Genomic DNA, 24,965 nt, shown 5'->3' with positions numbered 1-24,965 from the left:
GTCAAGCGACGGCTACGACGTCGAGAATCCGCTGGACCACCCGGTCCTGGTCGATGCCAGCGGCTTCGGCTTCAAAGGAAAGAATGATGCGATGGCGCAGCACGTCGAACAGCACGGCCTGTATGTCTTCCGGGCTGACGAAGTCGCGCCCGGCCAGCCAGGCGTGGGCGCGGGCGCAGCGGTCCAGGGCAATCGAACCGCGCGGGCTGGCGCCGTAGGCGATCCACTCGGCCATTTCCGGATCGAACTTGGCCGGGGTGCGGGTGGCCATGACCAGTTGCACCAGGTATTCCTCCACGGCGTCGGCCATGTACAAGCCGAGGATTTCCTTGCGTGCGGCGAAGATCGTCTGTTGGGTAACCCGACGCTCAGGTTTCGCTTCGCCGTTCAGGGCTTCGCCACGGGCCTGTTGCAGGATCTTGCGTTCAACCGTCGCGTCCGGGAAACCGATCTTCACGTGCATCAGGAAGCGGTCGAGCTGGGCTTCGGGCAGCGGGTAGGTGCCTTCCTGCTCGATAGGGTTCTGTGTGGCCATCACCAAAAACAAGGGCGACAGTTCATAGGTGCTGCGTCCGACACTGACTTGCCGCTCGCCCATGGCTTCGAGCAAGGCCGACTGAACCTTGGCTGGGGCGCGGTTGATTTCGTCCGCCAGCACCAGGTTGTGGAAAATCGGGCCTTGCTGGAACACGAAACTGCCGGTTTCCGGGCGGTAGATTTCCGTACCGGTAATGTCGGCCGGCAACAGGTCAGGGGTGAACTGGATGCGGTGGAACTGGGCTTCGATGCCTTCGGCAAGTTCTTTGATGGCCTTGGTCTTGGCCAGGCCAGGGGCGCCCTCGACCAGCATGTGGCCGTCGGCGAGCAGGGCGATGAGCAAGCGCTCGATGAGTTTTTCCTGGCCGAGAATCTGCGTTGAAAGAAAGGTTCGCAGCGCGAGTAGCGCTTCACGATGTTCCATCGATGACTGTTCCTGCAAAAGGGTGGCCGAGGACGTTCGAAGTACGCCAGGGCTGGGGGCGTTACTTTAATCCATCGCGGGGGGCGGCGACTAACGGCATTTTGTGCAAAGTGGGGGAAATGGTTGGGGTAATTGCTGGATTTTCGTAGCAGGGGAGTGGTTGGGTGGCTGTGCCGGCCCCATCGCGAGCAGGCTCRCTCCTACATTGACGGTGTACGACGATCAATTGTAGGAGYGAGCCTGCTCGCGATGAGGCCGGAACAGGCGCTGATATTCAGAGCTGGCTGATAAAGGTGCCAGTCCCTTCAAGAATGTTCTGCAAGGTCTCTTCCACTTCAGCCAGGTCCGTCATGTCGGCATCGAAGGTGATTTCCAGCACATCATCCCCATTCAACGCATCAGCATCAGCCGCCGCAATTTCGATCTTCAACAGGTTAGGACTGAGCGTGACTTTCACGCCATCCAGGGTCGAAGGCTCGCCGTCGAGGGTGATTTCCAGCTCGTCTTCATCGGGGTAGCGGCTCATCAGGAACATTTCGCCCTGGTCGCTGTGGCAGCAGAGCATGGCCATGTTGTCTTCTTCGTCATCGCAAGGGTTGACGATCAAGAGGGCGGTTTTCATTTTCATGGGAAATTCCTGGCCCGGCGGGCGTGGTAAACGCTACAAAGGGCGATTTTGCCAGCCCGCGGAGATTTCTGCTCGTCCGAGTGTCAAAGACCCGGTCGTGGACGGATAGAGTGTTACTGGTCATTTCTGGTACTCAAGTCCCGTAAAACCGGACGGAAAACCGTCATTTTCCTGTGCGAATGCTAGTGTTGTTCGATGCGCATGCCTTGAGCAGCGTACCGTTGACCGAATATGTCGCAGCACCGCAAGCACGGGTCTTGCCGCACTCGTTAAGCTGCGCAACGGATGAGCACCCGTAAAGACATTGCGCTGCACGCAGCCCAGTCGTTTTTGCAGATGCCCATTCACGGACGGTGAATGTGACCTGAGTGTCTCGTCCAGCTTCATCCACCTGTCGCCCTGTTTCCTCTGCCCGAGAATCAGGAACCGGGTGACGGACCGCCCCGCAAGGGGTTTTTGCACGCGACGCTTTCATCAATAACAAGCCCAAGCGGAGTACCACAGATGGCGTTCTTCACCGCAGCCAGCAAAGCCGACTTCCAGCACCAACTGCAAGCGGCACTGGCGCAGCACATCAATGAACAGGCACTGCCACAAGTGGCGCTGTTCGCTGAACAATTCTTCGGCATCATTTCCCTTGACGAGCTGACCCAGCGTCGGATGTCCGACCTCGCTGGTTGCACCCTTTCTGCATGGCGCTTGCTTGAGCGCTTCGATCACGCGCAACCGCAAGTGCGCGTCTTCAACCCCGATTACGAACGCCACGGCTGGCAGTCGACCCACACCGCGGTCGAAGTGCTGCACCACGATCTGCCATTCCTGGTGGACTCGGTGCGTACCGAGCTGAACCGCCGCGGCTACAGCATCCATACCCTGCAAACCACCGTGCTCAGCGTGCGTCGTGGCAGCAAGGGCGAGCTGTTGGAAATCCTGCCGAAAGGCACCCAGGGCGACGACATTCAGCAAGAGTCGCTGATGTACCTGGAAATCGACCGCTGCGCCAACACCGCCGAGCTCAATGTCCTGAGCAAAGAGCTGGAACAGGTGCTCGGTGAAGTCCGCGTTGCCGTCGGCGATTTCGAACCGATGAAGGCCAAGGTTCAGGACATCCTGACCATGCTGGACAACAGCCAGTTCGCCGTCGATGCCGACGAGAAGAGTGAAATCAAGAGCTTCCTGGAATGGCTGGTGGGTAACCACTTCACCTTCCTCGGCTACGAAGAGTTCGTGGTCAGCGATGAAGCCGATGGCGGCCACATCGTCTATGACAAGGACTCCTTCCTCGGCCTGACCAAACTGCTGCGCGCCGGCCTGACCTACGATGACCTGCGCATCGAAGACTACGCCGTGAACTACCTGCGCGAACCGACCCTGCTGTCGTTCGCCAAGGCTTCGCACCCAAGCCGTGTCCACCGTCCGGCTTACCCGGATTTCGTGTCGATCCGTGAAGTTGACGCCAACGGCAAGGTCATCAAGGAATGCCGATTCATGGGCCTGTACACCTCGTCGGTGTATGGCGAGAGCGTGCGAGTGATCCCGTACATCCGCCGCAAGGTCGAGGAAATCGAACACCGTTCCGGCTTCCAGGCCAAGGCCCACCTGGGCAAGGAACTGGCGCAGGTGCTCGAAGTGCTGCCGCGCGACGATCTGTTCCAGACCCCGGTGGACGAGCTGTTCAGCACCGTGATGTCGATCGTGCAGATCCAGGAACGCAACAAGATTCGCGTGTTCCTGCGCAAAGACCCGTACGGCCGTTTCTGCTACTGCCTGGCTTACGTGCCGCGTGACATCTATTCCACCGAAGTGCGCCAGAAGATCCAGCATGTGCTGATGGATCGCCTGAAAGCGACCGATTGCGAGTTCTGGACGTTCTTCTCCGAGTCCGTGCTGGCCCGCGTGCAATTGATCCTGCGCGTCGACCCGAAAAACCGTCTCGACATCGACCCGCTGTTGCTGGAACGCGAAGTGGTGCAGGCCTGCCGCAGCTGGCAGGACGACTACGCCGCCCTGACCATCGAAAGCTTCGGCGAAGCCCACGGCACCAACGTGCTGGCTGACTTCCCGAAAGGCTTCCCGGCCGGCTACCGCGAGCGTTTCGCCGCTCACTCGGCGGTGGTCGACATGCAGCACCTGCTGAGCCTCAACGAAAAAAATCCGCTGGTGATGAGCTTCTACCAGCCGCTGGGCCAGGTGTCCGGCCAGCGCATGCTGCACTGCAAGCTGTACCACGCCGATACCCCGCTGGCGTTGTCCGATGTCCTGCCGATCCTGGAAAACCTCGGTCTGCGCGTGCTGGGTGAATTCCCGTACCGCCTGCGCCACAACAGTGGCCGCGAGTTCTGGATTCACGATTTCGCGTTCACCGCCGCCGAAGGCCTGGAACTCGACATCCAGCAACTCAACGACACGCTGCAGGACGCGTTTGTCCACATCGTGCGCGGCGATGCCGAGAACGACGCGTTCAACCGTCTGGTACTGACTGCCGGCCTGCCATGGCGCGACGTGGCGCTGCTGCGTGCCTACGCCCGCTACATGAAGCAGATTCGTCTGGGCTTCGACCTGGGCTATATCGCCAGCACCCTGAACAACCACACCGACATCGCTCGCGAGTTGACCCGGTTGTTCAAGACCCGTTTCTACCTGGCGCGCAAGCTGACCGGCGACGATCTGGGAGACAAGCAGCAACGCCTGGAACACGCGATTCACAGTGCCCTGGACGACGTCCAGGTACTGAACGAAGACCGCATCCTGCGTCGCTACCTGGACCTGATCAAGGCCACCCTGCGCACCAACTTCTACCAGACCGATGCCAACGGCCATAACAAGTCGTACTTCAGCTTCAAGTTCAACCCGCGCTTGATTCCCGAACTGCCGAAGCCGGTACCGAAGTTCGAAATCTTCGTTTACTCGCCGCGCGTCGAAGGCGTGCACCTGCGCTTTGGCAACGTGGCTCGTGGCGGTCTGCGCTGGTCCGACCGTGAAGAAGACTTCCGTACCGAAGTCCTGGGCCTGGTAAAAGCCCAGCAAGTGAAGAACTCGGTCATCGTGCCGGTGGGTGCGAAGGGCGGCTTCCTGCCGCGTCGCCTGCCACTGGGCGGCAGCCGTGACGAGATCGCGGCCGAGGGCATCGCCTGCTACCGCATCTTCATTTCGGGCCTGTTGGACATCACCGACAACCTGAAAGATGGCGCCCTGGTACCACCGGCCAACGTCGTGCGTCATGACGACGATGACCCGTACCTGGTAGTGGCCGCGGACAAGGGCACTGCGACCTTCTCCGACATCGCCAACGGCATCGCTATCGACTACGGCTTCTGGCTGGGTGACGCGTTTGCGTCCGGTGGTTCGGCCGGTTACGACCACAAGAAGATGGGCATCACCGCCAAGGGCGCGTGGGTCGGCGTACAGCGCCACTTCCGCGAGCGCGGCATCAATGTCCAGGAAGACAGCATCACTGTGGTGGGCGTCGGCGACATGGCCGGTGACGTGTTCGGCAACGGCTTGCTGATGTCCGACAAGCTGCAACTGGTCGCAGCGTTCAACCACCTGCACATCTTCATCGACCCGAACCCTGAGCCGGCATCGAGCTTCGCCGAGCGTCAGCGCCTGTTCGACCTGCCGCGTTCGGCCTGGTCGGACTACGACACCAGCATCATGTCCGAAGGCGGCGGGATCTTCTCGCGCAGCGCGAAGAGCATCGCGATTTCCCCGCAGATGCAAGAGCGCTTCGACATCCAGGCCGACAAGCTGACCCCGACCGAACTGCTGAACGCCTTGCTCAAGGCGCCGGTGGATCTGCTGTGGAACGGCGGTATCGGTACTTACGTGAAAGCCAGCAGCGAAAGCCACGCCGATGTCGGCGACAAGGCTAACGATGCACTGCGCGTGAACGGCAACGAACTGCGCTGCAAAGTCGTGGGCGAGGGCGGTAACCTGGGCATGACCCAACTGGGTCGCGTCGAGTTCGGCCTCAATGGCGGCGGTTCCAACACCGACTTCATCGACAACGCCGGTGGCGTGGACTGCTCCGACCACGAAGTGAACATCAAGATCCTGCTGAACGAAGTGGTTCAGGCCGGCGACATGACCGACAAGCAACGTAACCAGTTGCTGGCGAGCATGACCGACGAAGTCGGTGGTCTGGTGCTGGGCAACAACTACAAGCAGACTCAGGCCCTGTCCCTGGCTGCCCGTCGCGCCTTGCCGCGGATTGCCGAATACAAGCGCTTGATGAACGACCTGGAAGGTCGCGGCAAGCTGGATCGCGCCATCGAGTTCCTGCCGGCCGAAGATGCAATCAACGAGCGCATCGCCGCAGGCCACGGCCTGACCCGCGCCGAGCTGTCGGTGCTGATCTCGTACAGCAAAATCGACCTCAAGGAGCAGTTGCTTGGCTCCCTGGTGCCGGACGACGACTACCTGACCCGCGACATGGAAACCGCTTTCCCGCCAACCCTGGTGAGCAAGTTCTCCGCGGCCATGCGTCGTCACCGTCTGAAGCGTGAAATCGTCAGCACCCAGATCGCCAACGATCTGGTCAACCACATGGGCATTACCTTCGTTCAACGACTCAAAGAGTCGACCGGCATGAGCCCGGCGAACGTGGCCGGCGCCTACGTGATCGTGCGCGACATTTTCCATCTCCCGCACTGGTTCCGTCAGATCGAGAACCTGGACTACCAGGTCTCCGCCGACGTGCAACTGGAGCTGATGGACGAGCTGATGCGTCTGGGCCGTCGCGCTACGCGCTGGTTCCTGCGTGCCCGTCGCAACGAGCAGAACGCTGCCCGTGACGTCGCCCACTTCGGTCCGCACCTGAAGGAGTTGGGCCTCAAGCTCGACGAGCTGCTCAGTGGCGAGATCCGCGAAACCTGGCAGGCCCGTTACCAGGCGTACGTCGCAGCCGGTGTACCGGAGTTGCTGGCGCGCATGGTGGCTGGCACCTCGCACCTGTACACCCTGCTGCCGATCATCGAGGCCTCCGACGTGACCGGTCAGGACCCTGCGGACGTGGCCAAGGCCTACTTCGCCGTGGGCAGTGCGCTGGACATCACCTGGTACATGCAACAGATCAGCGCTCTGCCGGTTGAAAACAACTGGCAGGCCCTGGCCCGTGAAGCGTTCCGCGATGACGTCGACTGGCAGCAACGCGCGATCACCATCTCGGTCCTGCAACAGGGCGACGGTACCCAGGACGTGGAAACACGCTTGGCGCTGTGGATGGCGCAGCACGACAGCATGATCGAACGCTGGCGTGCCATGCTGGTGGAAATCCGTGCCGCCAGCGGCACCGACTACGCCATGTACGCGGTGGCCAACCGCGAACTGCTGGACCTGGCATTGAGCGGTCAAGCGGTAGTGCCTGCCGCTGTCGCCGCCGAGCTGGAACCGGCTGCCTGATCAGGCGTTGAATGAAAAAACCCCGCATTGAGAGATGCGGGGTTTTTTTTGTCTGGGAATCTTGTGGTGTTTGTACCGGCGCCATCGCGAGCAAGCTCGCTCCCACAGTAAATGGGTGTACATGAGTGGTGTGTAAGACACCCATTACTGTGGGAGCGGGCTTACCCGCGATGGGGGCATTGATTTCAATACAACTTCTGGCTTGATTTATTATCAATCATCGACACATTACTTGTCGGGCTGGTCAGTAAATTACTGAGCGATTGGTCAAACTTTTGCAGTGCCCTGACTTGCACATTCTGTTGTTCATTAATATCCGCAACTATCTCTTCACTGCGTTTATAGTCGGCCCACACCGGGCTGAGTGCTTTGGCGTCATGGCCTTGTGCAGTACCGATGTAGTTGAAGTTCTTGTCATAAAAGTCCGCACTGACATCCGCCTGGATATCCGAACTGCGCGAGGTCATCAGTTGACTTCGGGTGTCGACCACTGCCATCACATCCGGTTTCGCTGCCCTGAGGCTCTGAATGTCCGGGTATACGATAACCGAGCCAAATTGCCGCTGCAGGGAGGCCTTGACCCAATCCACCGCCAGGTCTGGCCTGGAGGTGGCTACGTAGGCGTCATGAATCGGCTGCACCAGCAGGCTCTGGCCGAAACCGGTGCCGGCGTTGGCTCGATAGTCCCGAAGGTAGGCACGATTGGTCTGAGTGGATTGGCTGTAGATAACGCCCAACGAAACATGGCTACCGTTGGTAATGCTGGTGGCACCGCTGCGGCCCACCGGTTCGGTGAAGATACCGTTCAGCGAAGAGACCGCCGTGGGCGCGGTGGGGATCGAGCAGCCGGTTAATACAGCAGCCATGGTCAACGTACTGGCAAGCGTAAGTTTCATGGTGTTTCTCCAGTGAAACAATATTAGTCGAAAGTTAAAGTTGCCGGTGCTGTTCCGGCGGTGACTCAAGACTAAACCCTGGTTGATTTATTTAAATGGCCAATATCTGCACTTGTCAGGTGGCCAATAGTTTTGTTTGGTTTAAAAGTCTTCGGTTAATTGCGTGAGGAAATAAAAAGGCCCGAATTCGCGATTCGAGCCTTTTTATTTATAGCTGTACGTTCAGCCATCAGTGTTCCAATGGGATCAACACTTTCTCGTCGGGGGCCAATACCATGAACACCAGCAACTTGGCCGGCTTGGTCGCGCTGGCGTTTTTCGACACCATGTGTTCCGAACCCGCCGGCTCATACCAGAACTCACCGGGCTTGTAGGTTTTCGCTGGCTGGCCCTTCACCTGGGAGGTGATTTCTCCGGAAATGACATAGGCCATGGTGGTGCCATCGTGTTTGTGGGCGATGGAAGACTGACCGGGTTGGTAATCGACTTCGATCATCAGCGCTTTTTTACCGGGGACGTTCTTCAGCATTTCGTCCTGCAGGACAGTGACCTTTTCCGAAGGATCATGGGCAAAGGCCGATGCACAAGATATCAGGGCCAGGGCGGCAAGGGGGGCAGCACAGAAGCGCAACACGTACATGGTTCTTTACCTGCGGTGGGTTAGTTGTCGAAAACAACAGTAGTGCGCAGGTAGTAGAGGTTAAACAGCCAATATTCGGGAAGGCGAGGGGACCAATTGCAGAGGATTGCGGGCCAATGGAGAAAAAATTGTGGCGAGGGAGCAAGCTCCCTCGCCACAGGAATTGGTTAAACGATCGGAAAGCTGTTGAAGTCCACGGCATTGGCCAGTTGGCTATCGATCAGGCTGATAAAACCCTGGACCTGCGGGCAGTTGAAATGCGATCGCATGGCCGCTTCCGATTGCCAGTGGGCGCTGACGGTCCAGCGATTGGTGTCCTCGGGGCAGCGGTCGACCATATAGGATTCGCAGCCCGGTAGTTCACGCAGGGTTTCGACAATCTTTTGCAGTTGCTTACCCAGTTCATCCGAGCGGCCGGCGGCGGCCTGTACCTGTACGGTATTGATCACTTCATGGGACATTGCTCACACTCCTGAATCAAGCCGGACGAGTCCTGCTCATTGAGGGATAACGCCTATGCAGGATAGGCCTGACCCTCGGGACCGCCAATAGCCAATCGCCGGATAAAGCCACAGGCCAATCCGTCAGGCCACCTGCTGCAGGATGTCGCGCAAACGGTCCAGGGCAATGTCGATGTCAAGGGTTTCGATGGCGCCAAAACCAAGGAAAAGCCCGGCCCTGGGCGCTTGCTGATAGAAAAAGCTGTCGATGGCATAGAGCCCGACTTCGACTTTTTTCGCCAGTTCGATCACCAATGGAATATCCATCGGCACTTTGCACATCACCACCATGTGGAAACCGGCGGTGGTCGGCACCGCCTCGAGCCAGGGCGAGAGATCGCCGGCCATGCGCGCCAGGATTCGTTCGCGGCGCCCGGCATAGATCGCATGGCAGCGCCGGATGTGCTTGAGCAGGCAGCCTTCGGCGATGAATTTGGCCAGCGCCCATTGCGGCAGGGTCGAAGTGTGCAGGTCAGTGAGCTGTTTGGCACGCACCACGGCCTCGAGGATCGCTGGCGGCAGGATCGCATAGCCCAGACGCAGTTCCGGCAACAGGGTTTTGGAGAACGTTCCGACGTAAGCGACGATCCCCCGTTCATCCATGCTTTGCAGGGAATCGGCAGGACGGCCCTCGTAGCGGAATTCGCTGTCGTAGTCGTCCTCGATGATGATCGCGCCCAGCTCATGGGCCTTGGCCAGCAGGGCTACCCGACGCGCCTGGCTCATCGGCATGCCCAGCGGGAACTGGTGCGAAGGGGTGACGTAGATCAGGCGCGTACCGCGAGGAATCTGGTCCACCACAATGCCTTCGGCGTCCACCGGCATGCCAATCACCGTGGCGCCATGGCTGCCGAACAGCAGCCGCGCCGGCGGGTAGCCTGGGTCTTCCATGGCGACCAGGCTGCCTGGACTGATCAGCACCCGGGCGATCAGGTCCAGCGCCTGCTGCGCGCCGTTGCACACCACCACGTCCTCATCCTGACAATTGACCCCGCGGGAGAACGCGATGTGCCGGGCAATGGCGTTGCGCAGGGCGGGCAAGCCCTCTGGCAGGCTGTAGAGGCCTTTGGAACCGGCAATCTGGCGCAGTGCGTGAGAGGTGCAGCGTCGCCAGTCATCCTGGGGGAACTGGCCCTTGCCGGTGGCGCCGCCGATGAAGTCGTAGCGCAGCGAGCCCTCAAGCGTCGGGTGACGCAGAAACACCGGCAGGTTGCGCCAGGACTCGATCACCTCGAAACCGGCAAGCTCGCAATGGCTCTGTTTACGCTGCACCTTCGAAGTGCGCGCGTTGACGTAAGTGCCTTTGCCGACCACGCCGGTGAGGAAGTTTTCGTAGGTCAGCTGGGCGTAGGTATCGGAAATGGTCTTGCGCGAAATACCCAATTGCTCGGCCAGCAAACGGCTGGGCGGCAGTTGCGTCCCGGCGGTCAGGCGACCGGACTCGATGGCGCTGCGCAGTTGGTTGTACAGCTGGCCGGCCAGGTCCTTGCGGCCGTTGATGACAACATGTAGTTCCATACCGGCGAGGCTCCGGGGCTGTTGAGGCGCGTGTGCGTCGCGCAAGATTACCCCTATCCGCTTGTCGTGCAGAAGTTGTGCAGTGGAAAAACCGTCAATTGGTCTGGCGGCGGTGGTCCCCGGAGAATTCGCCTGATTGGATCTGTCATGCCCCCGCGCCAGCGACTACCGTGAGAATCACATCACTGCTGCACGAGATCGCTCCATGACCCCCCGCCTGGATTACTACAGCGCGTCCCCCAAAGCGATGAAAGCCATGATCGCGATGGAGGCCCTGACCAGCAGCCTGAGCATCGAGCAGGGCCTGCTGCACCTGATCAAGATCCGCGCTTCGCAGCTCAATGGCTGTGCCTTTTGCACCGACATGCATTCGGTGGATGCACGGCGCCTGGGCGAAAGCGATCGGCGCCTCTATTGCATAGTGGTCTGGCGCGACAGTAATTTTTTCAATCCGCGGGAAAGAGCCGCGCTGGCCTGGACCGAGGCGGTCACCTTGCTCTGCGAAAGCCACGTGCCGGACGATGTCTACGCCCAAACCCGGGAGCAGTTCAGTGAAAGCGAAATGGTCGACTTGACCATCGCCGTCACCACCATCAACAGCTGGAACCGCCTGGCCGTGAGCTTTCGCCAGACGCCCAGCACCTGAGTCTTTGTCATGCCAGGTTCATGAACGATCCGCAGGATGTAACTGTCAGTGTCAGATCGACAGGGAGTCTTAGATGTCAGTCATGGAAACCAGCACCCGCCTGGGGGCTACCGAGTATCGTGTAGCCATTGATAAAAACCCCTCCTGGCGCCAGTTGGCAGCAGGTATCGACCCCGAACTGGCGCTGTGTTTCACCGCCAGCGCCCGTTGCGGTTGCTTCATGCAGGCCGCCCGCAGTCTCAACCTCAAGGCCACCCGCCTGCGCAGGCAACTGGTGCTGCTGGAGACGCAACTCCAGTGTTCGCTGTTCGTTCATTCCGACAATGGATTCAGCCTCAGCCGCGATGGCTTGCGGCTGCACGCACAATTGATCGCCCTGGCCCATGAGCGCAATTTACCGGTGATCGAGCAGCCGTTGATTCGGCTGGCCGTGGCGGATTCGATCCTGCATGACCTTCTCGGACGCGGCCTGGTTACACTGCTGCGGCGCAACGCCAGCGTGCGGCTGGACATCATCACGCTCGACAGCGAATTGTCATTGCAGGCGGTCAGCGCCGACGTGGTGGTGTGGCTGGGCGAGACCGAGTCGCCATCACCGGGGCCAAGCTTTGCCACCACTGAACCCCGGCGTCTGGTGCAACTGGATTACCTGCCGCATATTGCCAAGCGCTACTCGCGGGTCGCTTCCAGGCCGGAATGCCTGGATGACCTGGCCGGTTTTCTCCTGGTGCAATGGCAGCAGGACGGCCAGGTTGAAAGCTTGCGGCCATGGAATGCGCTGGTGGATCAGCGCCTGGCCGGAGCGGTGCAGCTGCAATCCTGGGAGCTGATGCTGGAGATGATCCGTTGCAGTGCCTGCATCGGCCTGCTGCCGCACTACATGAGCCACTTCGACCGCGGGCTGGTTGCCTTGCCGGGCTTGTTTGACCAGCCGATGCGACGTCAGGTGTGGATGGCGGTCAATGCCCATTCCGGGGACGATGCGCAGGTACGGATGATCGTCGAGTTGATCGAAAACACCTTCAGCGAGCGCCGGGCGTGGTTTGAATGAAGATCGCTTGAATAGACTGCAAGCTCCCTCGCCACAAAGGTTTCGTTCGGGATAGAGTGAGCGGCCATGTCTGCTTCAAGGATGATTCACCCATGCCAGCCACCGAACCCGTTATCACCCTCGAACGCTTCAACGAGTCCCATATCGAAGGCATCACGGCGCTGTACAACGACCCGCAGATCGCCCGACAAACCCTGCAAATGCCGTTTCAGTCCACCGAGCTCTGGCGCAGTCGCCTGGCGCTGGATAACGAACGCCTGGTGAAAGTGGTGGCCCTGCATCAAGGGACGGTCATCGGTAACATTGGCCTGGAGCAGTTCTCACGCATTCGTCGCAGCCATGCCGGCAGTTTCGGTATGGGCGTTGCGGTGGCGTGGCAGGGCAAGGGCGTGGGTTCGAAGCTGGTCGCGACGGCACTGGATATCGCTGACAACTGGATGAATCTGCAGCGCATCGAGCTTTCGGTGTACGCCGACAACGAAGCGGCCATTGCCCTGTACCGCAAGTTCGGCTTCGAAACCGAGGGCCTGTTCCGTGATTACGCCGTGCGCGACGGCGTGCTGGTGGACACCTTGAGCATGGCGCGCCTGCGTCGCCCGCCCAAGGCCGGTTGAGTCAGCCGCCCAGGGCGAACCTCTGGCGTACCTCCCGGCTGTTAGTTGCACACCGGCTGCACGCATCTGCCATGCTCAAAGTCCGTAGCACCGCTGCAACCAAAGGAACACTGCAATGGACGATGTACAGCAACTGGGTGAAATGCTGCGCCACTACGCCGAAAGCGAAGCACACAAGAAGCAACTGTTCGAGTCGCAATCGGCGGTTTGGGCCACCTGCATTAATGAGTTGTTCGATCAGATTCAGCAATGGCTGGAGCCGGTGCAGGCGCCGAACCTGCTGGAAGTGAACCGCGAAGCGTATGTCGCCTCGGGCCCCAGCATTCCTGTCGAGACATCGCCATTCAAGACCGAGAAACTGTCCATTGTGATTGCCGGCAGACCGGTGGAATTTGTCCCGGAAGTCATGGGGGCAGGTGGGCAGATTTCATTGGCGGTGATGGGATTGACCGCTGCGCGTTTCGGCAGTGTCTCGCTGGTTTGCCAACCACCGTCGCGTAGCTGGCAGTGGCGCAAGACCAATGGACTGAAGGATCCGGATATCTTCCCGTTCGATGCGAATCTTCTGGCGCAGCAGTTGCAGAGCCTGATTCCCCGGGATCGTGGCTGAGCCTTTGATCAACGACACATGACCCTGTGGGAGCGAGCTTGCTCGCGATGACGTCGGTAATGCCGATAAAAAACTCAGGTCAGACAGGCCTTTGAGCCCCGCATCATTTCAGTGCCGGATCGCCCATGTTCATTTTCTTCCAGCCCTGCAACAGAACCTGCGCCTTGGGTTCCTGGCCGTTGTCCAGGTAGTACCGGATCAACGACAAGCGGGCATTGCGGTTGGACGGTTGTTCTTTCAACAACCGTTCCAGCTCTGCGCACGCCTCGTCAATCTTGCCGCTGTCATGCAGGGCCACCGCCAGCACATAGCCGAACTGTCCGCTCTGTGGTTCCAGTTGCGCGGCCTTGCGCAGGTACGGCATGGCTTGAGCGGCCTGGCCCGCGCGAATCAGCGCAAGGCCCTGGGTGTGTTGCAGCAGGCCTGAGTCGGGGTGGTCCTTGAGGCTTTGCGCCAGCAGGGCATGGGCTTCCTGACTGCGACCGTTGACCTCCAGCCATTGCACCAGGGTGACCAGCGCCGGGTAGAAGTCCGGATCGCACTGCAGGGCCGCGCGCAGGAAGCCTTCGACTTCAGCGTTGCGACCGCTGGCCTGATACAGCATCGCCAGATTGAGGTTCGCTTCGGCGCGTTCGAGCAGGTTTTTCTGAACCATTTCGTATTCGACGATAGCGGCATTCCAGCTGTCCCGAGCCGTGCCCAGGCCGTTGCGCGCCACACTGAGCAAATCCCGGGCGGCGGCGATGCGCACTGCTCTGACAGGATCATTCAACAAGGGGGTCAGCAGTTGCGCGCGTTCCGGTGGCGGCAGGAATGCACTGAGCGCGCGCATGGCGCTCTCACGTACTTGAGGCGCCGTGTTGTTCAGGTCCCTGGTGACCAGTTTCAACGCTTGTTCGCTCGGATACAGCGACAATTCGCCGAGCAGCGTCGCGCGCTGGATCGCCGGCAGATTGCTGCGTTGCAGTTGCTCGAACAGCGCCTGCGCCGCACCCGGTTGACCGTTACGGATCAGCCACAGGCTTTCGTCGTAACGCGGGGCTTGCACCGCGCTGGCGCTGGCGGTGTTCCACAGTTTGAATTGCTCGGTGATCTTGTCGCCGGCCTTGCCCTGGTGGCAGGTCAGGCAGGCGTCAGGTGTACCGAGTTTCTTTGCTCGCTCAGGGTTGGGAATGCTGAAGCTGTGGTCATGCCGCAAGTCATTGCCCATGTAGAACTTGGCGGGCATGTGGCAATCCACGCACTGCGGACCCGGTTGGCCCATGGTGTGGCGCGTGTGTTCGATTGAATCGTAGTTTTTCGCTTGCAGGCCCTTGCCGTCGACACCTTCCACAGTGGTTTTGCCAGCGGTGTTATGGCATTGCAGGCATACGCCGTTGCCTGGCGCTTTCAATTGAGTGCTGTGCGGGTTGTGGCAGTTGCTGCAACGCACGCCCTTGTCGAACATTTTGCTCTGGGCAAAGGAGCCGTGTTCGAACACTTCGTCCTTGATCTTGCCGTCCAGCGCGTACAGCTCACGGGTCAGGGCGCTCGGCAGGTAGTCGTCCATCAGGCGCTTGCCGACTGTGTAACCGTCGTCCAATGGTGCGCGGCGCGAGTGGCAGCGGGCGCAGGTTTCGATTTCGACAGTGGCGTTCTTGTCCTTGAGGTCGACGGCAAACCCGGCATGGATCAGGTCGGTTTTCTTCGCCGTCCATTCCAGATGGCTGGACGCCGGACCGTGGCAGGCCTGACAACTGACGCCGAGGCTGGTCCAGTGACTGTCGAAGGTGTTCTTCGGCGCATCGAAATTGCGTTTGAACCCGGTGGTATGGCACTCGACACACATGAAGTTGGCGTTCTGGCCCGGTTTACTCCAATGCAGCGGGCTCTTGAAGTTCACGCCCTGGCCCGGATACAGGTGAAACCAGCGGTGCTTCTCGGTATCCCAGGCTACGCCGAGGGCCTGCAAGCGGCCTTCGCCGACCTCGATCAGGTATTGCTGCAAGGGGGCGACGCCAAAAGCATAGGCCACCTTGAAGTCGGCATTCTTGCCGTCGACGCCGGGGGTGTTGACCCAGAATTCGTCGCCTTTGTGCGAGAACACCGTGATCTCTTTTTCGGTCTTGAAGGTGACGTTATTGAAGTCGCCGAGCAGGGTGTCGGCGTTGGCTTGCTGCATCGCCAACTGGTGATGGGAGCCTTGCCAGTCCTTGACCTGCTTGCTGTGGCAACCCTGGCATTGTTGCTCATCGACCATCTTCGCCGGCGCGACAGTGACCGGGCGCGGTTTGGCCGGTTCGACGACAGGGGCGCTGACAGGGACTGGCTGAAGCGGCGTCGGTGTACTGCTCAGCAGAAACCAGCCAATACCTGCCACTGTGAGCAGCAAGATGCCGATGGTGACCGGGAACAGATAACGGTTGATCAGGGTCGGTTGCGAATCAGGGTGTGGGTTTGCAGCTTTATTTTTATGTTTCGGCATCACGACTTCCATGGTCCAGGTGCGTTTGCCTTGCAGCGCGCGATGAAGCTTGATGCAGCTTTGTCGGATGGTTGGCGTCTGTCAAATAACGGATGTTGTGAAGCTGATGGCCCCTTCGCGAGCAAGCTCGCTCCCRCAGGGTTTATGTCGTGCCCAAATGTAGTGATCGATACCGAACCTGTGGGAGCGAGCTTGCTCGCGATGGCGATCTATCAGGCACCCAATCACTCCCCCACAAACCACCGGTAATGTGCTGCGACATACGTTTATTGCAATCCTGCATGACGTCTTCTTATTGAGCTTGCTCGGCTGTGGAGGCATCGAACGGATAGATCCGACGCCATTCGGACGCCATGTCGACGACCGTCCAGCCACGTTTGTTTGCTTCGTCCAGGGCCTTGTCCAGACGACCGATCTGCGATTGCCGGTCGTAAGCCCATTCGCGTTTGGCGTCGGTGTGATGCACCAGGCCCATGAAGCGTTTACCGGGACCGGCGGCGGTCCACTGGAGCATTTGCAAGTCACCGTCGGAGTTGCCAAAGGCGAGGATTGGCCGGCGTCCGATCACGGCGTCGATGCTTTCCGGTTTGCCCGGGCCATCGTCGTTGTGGGCCAGTTTTGGCGTGCGCAGGATAGATGCCTGGCCGTCCTTGAATTGATAGGCAGTGACAAAGGTGGTGCCAATGACCTGTTCTGGCGGGATGCCATAGACCTTTTCGGCGAAGGCGCGCATGAACCCGGTGTCGCCGCCGGACACGATGTAGGTCTTGAAGTCCTGGCTGCGCAGGTAGTCGAGCATTTCCAGCATCGGCTGGAAGATCATCTCGGTGTACGGCTTGCCGGTTTTCGGATGGCGGGCCTGGCTAAGCCAGGTTTTGGCGTAGTCAGCGAAGGCATCGGTGGTCATGCCGGAGTGGGTCGCTGCGAAAATCTTCAGCAGGCCTTCCATGCCAGTGGCGGCCAGGGCCTTGTGATCGTTTTCCAGCACCGCCTGGAAGGGCTGGGTGGTTTTCCATTCCGGGTGCTGCGCCGCGGTGCGCTTGACTTCGTCGAGGGCGAACAGCAACTCGAAGTACATCGGCTGCTCGCTCCACAAAGTGCCGTCATTATCGAACACGGCAATGCGGTCCTCGGGCTTTACGAAGTCCTTGCTGTTTTGATCGGTGACCGTCTGCACGAACTCGATGATCTGCTTTTTCGACGGGCCATCGTTCCAGGAGGGTAGCGGCCCGGCCGCCTGAACCAGTAACGGCAGGCTCAAGGCCAGGGTCAGCAGGAAGCTGAACGCTCGGTGATGGCGCAGCGATATCGAATTCGTCATGGGAAATCCTTCTCGTGAACGGGGTTGAGCGGATGCAGTGCACAAGAGACTGATTCCCTGTTGCGCCCGGCCTGACTATGCAGCGTAGACAAGGATTCCCTGATTTGGCGCAGCGCCTGATCTTTGTCCGGTTCACGGCCGTAACAGGAACAGGCCCGCAGGAAGGTTTGCAGGCGCGGGCCGAGGCGGGTCGGTTTCAGGCCGCGGCCCATCCGATCGCTCATTGATCCCGTAAACCAATCGCATCCTATAAATATGTACCGCACCTGATCGCTGCCCCGTAGACAAGCTGTGCCCTACAGACAAGGAGAGACTGTATGGCACAACGAACATTGCACGATGGATCTACTGGGGATGTCGTCATCAGGTCGGGGCCGCCGGCCGCGGGTGGTGGCGGTGGGAGCGGTGGTGGTTTTGGCGGCAACCGTGTGGGCGCCTCCGGCAACTTCGGTGGCCCCAGCGCCAGGACCAGGGCGCTCAGGAGGCAGGCCAAGCTGGAGCATGCTGCCAGGCAGGCAAAAGAGCAGGCAGAAGCCATTGCCCGAGCCCAAGCGGCCCAAGAGCAGGCACGCCTGCAAACGCGGCAGCAACAACTTGAGGGTATGGCCCAGCGTCAAAGCGCCTTCAAGGTCGAGGCAGATCGCAGTTTTGCTGCAAGGTCTGATCAGCTTGCCTCATCGCTTGACGGTGAAGTCCTGGCTGCACGACGGCCACCTGATATCAATCCGAGCGAGCGCTGGCAGCTCTATCTCATTACCAGGGAAAAAATCGAAATCGACGGGCTGATTGCCCGTAAAGCTGCAGAATTCAATGCCCAGGGTTCGTTAGCCCGCTCATTCGATGGCCACGATCCGCTCGTCCGTTCGACCAGCGATTACATGGCACGGCTGGACCAGTTCGGCGATGCACTCGACAGTGGCCACCAGGCTTGGGAAACCGCTTACAACGCGGCCCATGAAGCGCAGTTGTTATCGGCGCAGATCAAGGCACTGACGGAACGGTCTGCGACGCTGTCTGTGCGTCACGCGGAGCAGACCATTGCCTGGCGGGAAAGAGAAGGCATCTGGGAGCGTCATCGACAGGTTGCCGAGCAGCGTGATGCGCGGGTGCGGTTCAAGCAGCAGGCTGACGCTGATATACGCATAGAGCGGGTGAAACAGGCCAACACCTACCGTTTAGCGGTCAATCCATCAGTGCCTGCTGTGTCGACACTCGCTATTCCTGGCAGCGCATTGGTCGCCGGGGCGGCCGATGCATTGGCAATCGCAGTAAGCCGGTCAGTGGTGCTGTTGGGCGAAGTAGCAGGAACACTTGCCACTTCGCAAGTCGCAATATTCGTAGGTGGGATAGCGTATCCATCCGAACTGGGCAACGGAGAGTTAACGCCTGAACAACGTGCTCGCCTGTTTCACGCGGTTGCCGTTCCGGCGCACGCACTGGAGCTTCACGACAGTCGAGAGTTGCAAGCCATCGCTGATGCGGGCGGTTCGGTGGCGGTTGAGTACCGCTTAAAGCCAGTAGTCGAGGCCCAAGGCACTGCGATCATTGTCGCCAGCACCGGTGCCGAGATCGACTCCCGGGTACCGGTGGTCAATGCAGCGCTGGACCCGTTGACCGGCGTGTACACCGCTGAAGTTCCCGGTTCCCCGACCCGTTATGTGGAATTCGCACCAGACTCGGCGCCTCAAGCGCAGGTGCCGAACCCGCAGCCCCTGGCTGTCACCCAACCACAGACTTTGGGCATACCGGCGGGTGTCGATTGGCGCATTCAGGACTGCATCGTTTGCGTGCCGGGGCTGGAGCCGATCTATCTGTCCTTCAATACCCCGCCCATGGGCGCCGGTGTTGTCACGGGAACAGGTCAGCCAGTTACCACAGACTGGTGGAAAGCCGCTACACAGCCTGTAGGCGCCGCTATTCCGACGCTGATCGGCGATCAGTTTCGAGGTCGGGAGTTCACGTCGTTCGAGGCCTTCGACGAAGCGTTGTGGCGAACGCTCGGAGAGCATCACGAGATTGTTTCGCAATTTGACGAGGTTAACCAAAAACGCCTCGAACAAGGTTACGCCCCCTATGCGCCGAAAAGCACATGGGCCGGTGAAAACCGTGAGTTCGAATTGCGTTACCAGGAGCGACCGGGGTTCTGGTCTGATCCTTTCAATCTCGATCAAATCAGTATCAAAACACCCAGCAATACCGAGGGTTGGATCGGCGTCGTGCCGACGGTTGTGCCTTGGCCAATTCCGCCTGCGAGCTCTTGGAAACCCCTGGTTCCACCGGGCAGTGAACTGCTTGGTTCGACCATATCGCCGATAACGCCTGTAGCTCCTGGTGTTTATCCCGGCAGCCCAGCCGTCCCCGTCCTACCTGAAAACGGGACGTTTCCGGCTGTTGATGAAGGGGATATTGGTGCGAGTATTCCCGGGTTTCCGGGGGATATGGAACTGCCTTCGCCGGGACTGGTTTTCGTTGGTCCGCCGGTTGAGCCTTTGGAGGTTGGGCCGTATAACGAGTTAAGTGGTAGGAGCAGGGGGGATGGGTTGGATATTGACCATATTCCATCGCGGAGAGCTTTGGAGGAGTACCTTTTAGAGAACTTCGCCGATATGACACCACGTGAACGTAGAGGTTATACACAGCGAGCCCCGGCCATAGCAATACCCGCTGAGGTACACAGAAAATTCAGTGAAACCTATGGTGGGCGTAATACCGCATTGAAGCGGTCTCAAGATGCATCTGATCTGGAGCAAGCGGTAGATCAAAATTTTGATGCAATCAAGCCTGGGTTGCTTGACTCTGGCCTGGATGAAGGCAGCATCGAGATTGGGCGCGAAAGGTTGCATGCTCTTCACAAACAACAGGGGTGGTATTAATGGACGCCATAAAAGTGGTGGAGCTAATAGAGGGAGTTGGTCACACTCACGAGTCATTGTTGGCAAGCGGAACTATTCCTGCCCAGTCTCTTACTGAGCTATATCCCGGTTGCGATCGATTGGATCTTGAGGTTGAAGATGGAGTAGAGCTTACGTTTTGGTATGAAACCAAAGTATTGGATAGTTTATTTGTTACTTTGGTGGAGACAATGCCTACTACGGTGAAATACGGAGGCGAACTTCCCGAGCCCTATAGGTTGGTAATGACTCAGTCCGATGTACATGCGTTATTTGGCGAACCAATGGAGTCAAAAGGCCCAATCAAAATGCCTGAGCCAATGGGCCAAACAGGTGGTTGGGAATCCTATCCATTGGATCCTGCTGTTTATCCAGGTAAGAAGGTCGTATTTCAATACACGGCTGCAATGGAAGTAAAAACGTTGGTCTTCACTTTGATTGACAAGGGGCACGACTAAAACTTTGGTATAGCAGGCAAGGCTGTACGCGCAGTTGTTCAGGGTAGGGCCGGGGGGTAACTGCGATCTAAATTAATAAGAAAATATTAGGCATGTAACGCTATTATTCCGGCAGCCAAGTCCTACCGGAAAACGGTACATATCCAGCTGTCGATGAAGGCGAAATGGGTGCGAGTATTCCCGGGTTTTCGGGGGATATGGGGCTGCCTTCGCCGGATTTCTGTTTCTTGATCGGCGGGATGATCCGGGTGTCGCGACCAGGGCAGGGCAGGTGGTTTCGGGGGGTATGGTTGGGAGATGCTGCGCGAGGACAGGGGGCGCCGGTTCCTTTGCAAATTGCTGATCAGCTGCGGTTGCAGGAATTTCGGAATTTTCATGCATTCAGGCGGGCATTTTGGAAGGCGGTTGCGGCAGATTCTGAACTGAACACTCAGTTCATAGCTATCGATTTGGATTTGATGCGAAAGGGCAAGGCTCCCTTAGCGTTACCTAAATATAGATATGGCGGGCGGATTAAATTCGAAATTCATTATCAGTTCGAGGTTGCCCAAGGAGGTGCTGTGTACGACATGGATAACTTGGTGGTGATGACACCCAAGAGGCATATTCTTTTTCACGGTAAAGGAACAGAGCAGAAATGAAGTTCAAAGAGAGATTTGAAGACTACACAGAAGCGGAGTTCCTAGAGTTTCTTCGGTGCCTATTTGAAGAGGCGCGAGACCTGCCCGATGATGAGTTCGACTCTTTTATAATTAAGGGTGTGTTGCATTTTGAGGCTGTAACTGAACATCCAGATGGGATACATGGCTTATGCAATCCGGAGGATCGGGGCAAAAATACACCGGTGAAAGTACTGGAAGCCACCAAAAAATGGCGCGCAGCCAATAACAAACCCGGCTTCAAACCAGAATAACCTTCTATCAACACTTGCCGGCACTTGCCCCTGATCGAGCAAGTGCCCTTGTCTACAACAGCTTGCCCCAAGGGCTCAAGGAAGAACCAGGATGGAACTCAAAGCAACCCTCAAAGATTTTACAGCGGCAGAATTTCAGGCGCTGGTGAGCAGGATCTGGGCCGTTGATCTACCCAAGCAAGACCATGATCGCTTGATCAACCATTTCGACCAGATTGTCGGGCACCCCAGCGGTGCGGATTTGTTGTTTTACCCTGTTGATAACGGTTGGGACGGACCGGAGTCGGTTATTCATCACGTCAGAGGCTGGCATCAAAAACATACAAACAGCGCGGCATTCAAAGATGAAGCGATACCCATGGCGCCCCCGCCGGCATCGGCAAGTGCCGCATATCGACACTTGGCCGAGGTGCATAAAATCACTGCTGACGTTGCAGTGTCGCAGCAGTTGGTCGAAATGGCGCTCGGCACTTTCGCTCAAGCCATTCAGTACGCGCGAACGCAGCAGAGCGTCGATCTGGAAGTCTCCCTGCAGGAAGAAAGTATTCGTGCACTGGAGCGCGCTCAGCATGAAACCCATAAGGCCGTCAGGAATTTGGAGTCCTGGAAGATGAGGTTGGAGTTCGCCAGAAACAGTGCGAAAAACAACCTGGCCTTTGCACGATCCGAACACGCTCTATGGCAGAGCRATGCTCTACAGATCAATGCGACACACGACCGCCATGTTGCGTTGCTGGCAGACTTTGTCCAGCGCCATCGGGGTCTACATGATGAAGCCGAGGCAGTGTTGATTGCGGCGCAAGGACGATTGATCCAATCGCGCACGCTGGCGGGAGTCGGTCCGACACAGACCGCTCGTGTGGTTAACGCATCATTGGCTTTTGCCAATAGTCGTCCCGCCGTTTTGCTGGAAGGAGCACCTTCGGAGTTGGAGGTGGGTCAGCTAGCGAGTTTGCAAAAAGCCATTCGCTCGGTCGTCGGTGAACTCACCTGGCGCAAGACCTCGATCGAGCCAGCCGATAAAAGCCTCTGTGCTGCCATTTTAAATTTCGAGTTTTCCAGCCGCGCGGATGCTCAGGTCTATGGCCTCAGCATACCTTTGATTGAGCTATTACCGATTGAGGGGCTGGATTGGCAATCGCTGGCAGCGAAGGGGGCCGAGGTAAATGTTCCTTTCAGGCTCGGTACCGCAATAGTACCCGTGGAACCCGGGACGAAATTCAAATGGTTGCGCGAGATCAAGACGCTGTCGCAGATTCACATCACGGAATCCCTGAGAAGCCATACGGGCGTTCGAGTCAGGTCGGCCCATTTCAATGAGCAATCAGGAGCGTTCAGTTTTTACCGCTGATGGTGCTGCGCCAATTACCGTTAACTGGAACGCGCCCGTCACTCGTGATTCAACGCGTCGTTTGGAGTTTGTTTACTCTTCGCCGGTGCCGGCAATGGAATCCCTCCCGCAAGGAGTCGAGGGAGCGCCATTCGACGACTATGTTGTGGTTTTCCCTACCGACTCAGGGCTTGATCCGGTGTACGTCATGTTCAGAAGTCGAGTTGAGTATCCGGTTTAACGGGGGGGCATCAAGTGCTCGATCATGCCCAGGTAACGGGAAATGTCCTGAATGTGATCGAGCATATATCGGGCGTATTCAGTTCTTCTTCGCCTGCTCCCATACCCGCTCTTCCTGCTCCCGTAGTTCCGGGGTGAACTCCGCCCCGAAGTCTTCCATCTCGAACACCTGCCGAATCTCGATCTCGGCCTCGGTGCCCGGCATCGGGTTGGGGCAGCGCTTGACCCATTCGATGGCTTCTTGCTTGGACTTCACTTTCCACAACCAGAAACCGGCGATCAGTTCCTTGGTTTCGATGAAGGGGCCGTCGATGACCGAGCGTTGCTCCCCCGAAAACTTTACGCGGGCGCCTTTGCTGCTGGGGTGCAGGCCTTCGCCTGCGAGCATGATGCCGGCCTTGACCAGTTCTTCGTTGTAGTTGCCCATCGCGGTCAATAGCTCCTGGCTGGGCATCACGCCGGCTTCGGAATCCTGGCTGGCCTTGATGATGATCATGAATCGCATGGTGATTTCTCCGTTGTAATTGAGTGACTCGCGAAATGGTCGAACGGCTGTAGTGCAAATCGACAGCCCCTCGACAAAATTGCTGTAGAAGACACTTTGGCAGGTTTCTTTTCGACCGCCATTTCGCTACACCGTATTTCTGGCAAGCCTGTCCAACGATCAAAGGAATGTGTCCTGTATGCCAACCCTGGAACTCACCACACTCATCCCCGGCCGCACGCCCGGACAGGTCCTCGACTTCTGTCTGGAAGGGGTCAACTTTCCGAAGATTTTCCCCGAGCGCATTACCCCGCTGGGTGATGTCGATCTGAACAACCTGCGGATTGAAGCCGGGCGGCAGTTCCGCTTTCGCCACTGGATGTTCAATGTGATTCCGTCGAGCTGGACGGTAGTGATCCGTGAAGTCGGTGAAATGCATTTCATCGACGAGATGCTCAAGGGACCGATGCGTGCCTTTCGTCACGAACATCGAGTAGCGGCAGGAGAGAGCGGTACGCTGTACACCGACCGGGTGACATATTCGGCGATAGGTGGCGCGCCAATGGAGTGGTTGCTGGTCAATGGCTACATGCGACGGATTTTCGAGGCGCGCCATCGCAATATGCTGGAGTTACTCAAATAACGCCGCTGTCCCTGTGGGTTGTATCCAGTTTTGTACGCCGATACATGACAATTTATGTTTGACCGTAGGTCGTCGGACAATTTCGTGGTTAACTTCGGCCTCGTCAAAACACTCCACACCAACGTCAGAAGGACTCCGTTCATGGCTCAAGTCACTCTTAAAGGCAACCCGGTTCAAGTCAACGGCCAACTGCCACAAGCCGGTTCCAAGGCGCCAGCCTTTTCCCTGGTTGCCGGCGATCTGTCCGACGTCACCCTGAAAGACTTTGCCGGCAAGCGCAAAGTGCTGAACATTTTCCCAAGCATCGACACCCCGACCTGCGCCACCTCGGTTCGCAAGTTCAACGCCCAGGCCAACGACGTGGCCAACACTGTCGTACTGTGCATCTCCGCTGACCTGCCGTTCGCCCAGAAGCGTTTCTGCGGTGCCGAAGGCCTGGAAAACGTACAGAACCTGTCGACCCTGCGCGGTGTCGAGTTCATCCAGAACTACGGCGTGGCCATCGCTGACGGCCCGCTCAAAGGCCTGACTGCCCGTGCTGTGGTCGTTCTGGACGAAAACGACAACGTGCTGCACAGTGAGCTGGTTGGCGAAATCGCTGATGAGCCGAACTATGAAGCGGCACTGGCTGTTCTCAAGTAAGTAAGCGCTTTTACAATTGTTAACGGCCTAGGGGGGCGATCTTAATTGATTTCCCCGCCGCGTTGTCGCCTTAAAACGGGCCAGGCAAGGCGCAGGCCGCTGGGAATGGTTGTTC

At 58.4% G+C, this 24,965-nt stretch carries 22 protein-coding genes and 1 pseudogene; 13 read left to right on the top strand and 10 right to left on the bottom strand.

Annotation, left to right across the window (positions count from 1 at the left end; translation table 11 throughout):
- Nucleotide 1 precedes the first annotated feature (1 nt).
- Both AC1DRN_RS15315 and AC1DRN_RS15310 read right to left on the bottom strand, forming a co-directional pair.
- A complete protein-coding gene (locus AC1DRN_RS15315; RefSeq protein ID WP_108215854.1) occupies nucleotides 2–961 on the bottom strand; it encodes an AAA family ATPase in 960 nt (319 codons plus the stop codon).
- Nucleotides 962–1,235: 274 nt separating this feature from the next.
- Entirely contained in the window at nucleotides 1,236–1,589 is a 354-nt protein-coding gene (locus tag AC1DRN_RS15310; protein ID WP_223462908.1) for a hypothetical protein, read from the bottom strand.
- A gap of 504 nt (nucleotides 1,590–2,093) precedes the next feature.
- On the opposite strand from AC1DRN_RS15310, the gene AC1DRN_RS15305 reads away from it, so the two are divergent.
- Nucleotides 2,094–6,989 carry an NAD-glutamate dehydrogenase gene (locus AC1DRN_RS15305; RefSeq protein WP_223462907.1) on the top strand — a complete coding sequence of 1,632 codons (4,896 nt, stop codon included), beginning with the start codon at nucleotides 2,094–2,096 and terminating at the stop codon, nucleotides 6,987–6,989.
- 185 nt (nucleotides 6,990–7,174) lie between these two features.
- On the opposite strand, the gene AC1DRN_RS15300 is transcribed toward AC1DRN_RS15305, so the two are convergent.
- The 4 genes from AC1DRN_RS15300 to pdxR all read right to left on the bottom strand — a co-directional run bounded on the left by AC1DRN_RS15300 (nucleotide 7,175) and on the right by pdxR (nucleotide 10,543).
- Nucleotides 7,175–7,885, bottom strand: coding sequence for an ATPase (locus AC1DRN_RS15300; protein WP_457266135.1), 711 nt, complete (start codon nucleotides 7,883–7,885; stop codon nucleotides 7,175–7,177).
- A gap of 229 nt (nucleotides 7,886–8,114) precedes the next feature.
- Nucleotides 8,115–8,525 (bottom strand): cupin domain-containing protein, encoded by a 411-nt coding sequence (locus AC1DRN_RS15295; protein WP_457266134.1) that lies wholly within the window; start codon nucleotides 8,523–8,525, stop codon nucleotides 8,115–8,117.
- Between the two features lie 167 nt (nucleotides 8,526–8,692).
- Entirely contained in the window at nucleotides 8,693–8,986 is a 294-nt protein-coding gene (locus AC1DRN_RS15290) for a putative quinol monooxygenase (protein WP_108215849.1), read from the bottom strand.
- Nucleotides 8,987–9,109: 123 nt separating this feature from the next.
- Nucleotides 9,110–10,543: a MocR-like pyridoxine biosynthesis transcription factor PdxR gene (pdxR, locus tag AC1DRN_RS15285; protein WP_223462904.1), complete on the bottom strand. Its 1,434-nt coding sequence runs from the start codon at nucleotides 10,541–10,543 to the stop codon at nucleotides 9,110–9,112.
- A 205-nt stretch (nucleotides 10,544–10,748) separates the two neighbouring features.
- On the opposite strand from pdxR, the gene AC1DRN_RS15280 reads away from it, so the two are divergent.
- The 4 genes from AC1DRN_RS15280 (at nucleotide 10,749) to AC1DRN_RS15265 (ending at nucleotide 13,464) form a co-directional block, all read left to right on the top strand.
- Entirely contained in the window at nucleotides 10,749–11,189 is a 441-nt protein-coding gene (locus tag AC1DRN_RS15280) for a carboxymuconolactone decarboxylase family protein (RefSeq protein WP_223462903.1), read from the top strand.
- Between the two features lie 73 nt (nucleotides 11,190–11,262).
- A complete protein-coding gene (locus AC1DRN_RS15275; RefSeq protein ID WP_223462902.1) occupies nucleotides 11,263–12,240 on the top strand; it encodes a LysR family transcriptional regulator in 978 nt (325 codons plus the stop codon).
- A gap of 92 nt (nucleotides 12,241–12,332) precedes the next feature.
- Nucleotides 12,333–12,854 carry a GNAT family N-acetyltransferase gene (locus tag AC1DRN_RS15270; protein WP_223462901.1) on the top strand — a complete coding sequence of 174 codons (522 nt, stop codon included), beginning with the start codon at nucleotides 12,333–12,335 and terminating at the stop codon, nucleotides 12,852–12,854.
- Nucleotides 12,855–12,969: 115 nt separating this feature from the next.
- Nucleotides 12,970–13,464: a hypothetical protein gene (locus AC1DRN_RS15265; protein WP_223462900.1), complete on the top strand. Its 495-nt coding sequence runs from the start codon at nucleotides 12,970–12,972 to the stop codon at nucleotides 13,462–13,464.
- Between the two features lie 103 nt (nucleotides 13,465–13,567).
- Here the strand turns inward: AC1DRN_RS15265 and AC1DRN_RS15260 are convergent, their stop codons facing one another.
- The 3 genes and pseudogenes from AC1DRN_RS15260 to AC1DRN_RS15250 form a co-directional block, all read right to left on the bottom strand.
- Nucleotides 13,568–15,928 carry a tetratricopeptide repeat protein gene (locus tag AC1DRN_RS15260; protein ID WP_223462899.1) on the bottom strand — a complete coding sequence of 787 codons (2,361 nt, stop codon included), beginning with the start codon at nucleotides 15,926–15,928 and terminating at the stop codon, nucleotides 13,568–13,570.
- A gap of 292 nt (nucleotides 15,929–16,220) precedes the next feature.
- Nucleotides 16,221–17,249 carry an HAD family hydrolase gene (locus tag AC1DRN_RS15255; RefSeq protein WP_223462898.1) on the bottom strand — a complete coding sequence of 343 codons (1,029 nt, stop codon included), beginning with the start codon at nucleotides 17,247–17,249 and terminating at the stop codon, nucleotides 16,221–16,223.
- Nucleotides 17,246–17,464, bottom strand: a pseudogene (locus AC1DRN_RS15250) (BatD family protein); the annotation flags it as partial. The pseudogene AC1DRN_RS15250 and the gene AC1DRN_RS15255, both read right to left, overlap by 4 nt.
- A gap of 102 nt (nucleotides 17,465–17,566) precedes the next feature.
- Here AC1DRN_RS15250 and AC1DRN_RS15245 point away from each other — a divergent pair.
- The 6 genes from AC1DRN_RS15245 to AC1DRN_RS15220 all read left to right on the top strand — a co-directional run bounded on the left by AC1DRN_RS15245 (nucleotide 17,567) and on the right by AC1DRN_RS15220 (nucleotide 23,082).
- Nucleotides 17,567–20,122: an S-type pyocin domain-containing protein gene (locus AC1DRN_RS15245; RefSeq protein ID WP_223462897.1), complete on the top strand. Its 2,556-nt coding sequence runs from the start codon at nucleotides 17,567–17,569 to the stop codon at nucleotides 20,120–20,122.
- Nucleotides 20,122–20,598 (top strand): DUF6392 family protein, encoded by a 477-nt coding sequence (locus AC1DRN_RS15240; RefSeq protein ID WP_223462896.1) that lies wholly within the window; start codon nucleotides 20,122–20,124, stop codon nucleotides 20,596–20,598. Before AC1DRN_RS15245 ends, AC1DRN_RS15240 begins: the two co-directional genes overlap by 1 nt.
- 164 nt (nucleotides 20,599–20,762) lie before the next feature.
- A complete protein-coding gene (locus AC1DRN_RS15235; RefSeq protein WP_223462895.1) occupies nucleotides 20,763–21,239 on the top strand; it encodes a hypothetical protein in 477 nt (158 codons plus the stop codon).
- Complete coding sequence (locus AC1DRN_RS15230) at nucleotides 21,236–21,511, top strand: bacteriocin immunity protein (RefSeq protein WP_223462894.1); 276 nt, start codon at nucleotides 21,236–21,238, stop codon at nucleotides 21,509–21,511. Before AC1DRN_RS15235 ends, AC1DRN_RS15230 begins: the two co-directional genes overlap by 4 nt.
- Nucleotides 21,512–21,602: 91 nt before the next feature.
- A complete protein-coding gene (locus tag AC1DRN_RS15225; RefSeq protein ID WP_477786744.1) occupies nucleotides 21,603–22,862 on the top strand; it encodes a bacteriocin immunity protein in 1,260 nt (419 codons plus the stop codon).
- Nucleotides 22,828–23,082 carry an S-type pyocin domain-containing protein gene (locus tag AC1DRN_RS15220; RefSeq protein WP_223462892.1) on the top strand — a complete coding sequence of 85 codons (255 nt, stop codon included), beginning with the start codon at nucleotides 22,828–22,830 and terminating at the stop codon, nucleotides 23,080–23,082. Before AC1DRN_RS15225 ends, AC1DRN_RS15220 begins: the two co-directional genes overlap by 35 nt.
- Before the next feature lie 78 nt (nucleotides 23,083–23,160).
- Here AC1DRN_RS15220 and AC1DRN_RS15215 read toward each other — a convergent pair whose 3' ends face one another.
- Nucleotides 23,161–23,586, bottom strand: coding sequence for a YciI family protein (locus AC1DRN_RS15215; RefSeq protein ID WP_223462891.1), 426 nt, complete (start codon nucleotides 23,584–23,586; stop codon nucleotides 23,161–23,163).
- A 178-nt stretch (nucleotides 23,587–23,764) separates the two neighbouring features.
- On the opposite strand from AC1DRN_RS15215, the gene AC1DRN_RS15210 reads away from it, so the two are divergent.
- Nucleotides 23,765–24,208: an SRPBCC family protein gene (locus tag AC1DRN_RS15210; RefSeq protein WP_223462890.1), complete on the top strand. Its 444-nt coding sequence runs from the start codon at nucleotides 23,765–23,767 to the stop codon at nucleotides 24,206–24,208.
- Between the two features lie 141 nt (nucleotides 24,209–24,349).
- Nucleotides 24,350–24,850: a thiol peroxidase gene (gene tpx / locus AC1DRN_RS15205; protein WP_223462889.1), complete on the top strand. Its 501-nt coding sequence runs from the start codon at nucleotides 24,350–24,352 to the stop codon at nucleotides 24,848–24,850.
- The last annotated feature ends 115 nt before the right edge of the window (nucleotides 24,851–24,965 follow it).

It is taken from the genome of Pseudomonas sp. P5_B3, from assembly GCF_056400405.1.
Note: the sequence above shows the minus strand (reverse complement) of the source record. Positions and strands in the feature narration are given on the sequence as shown.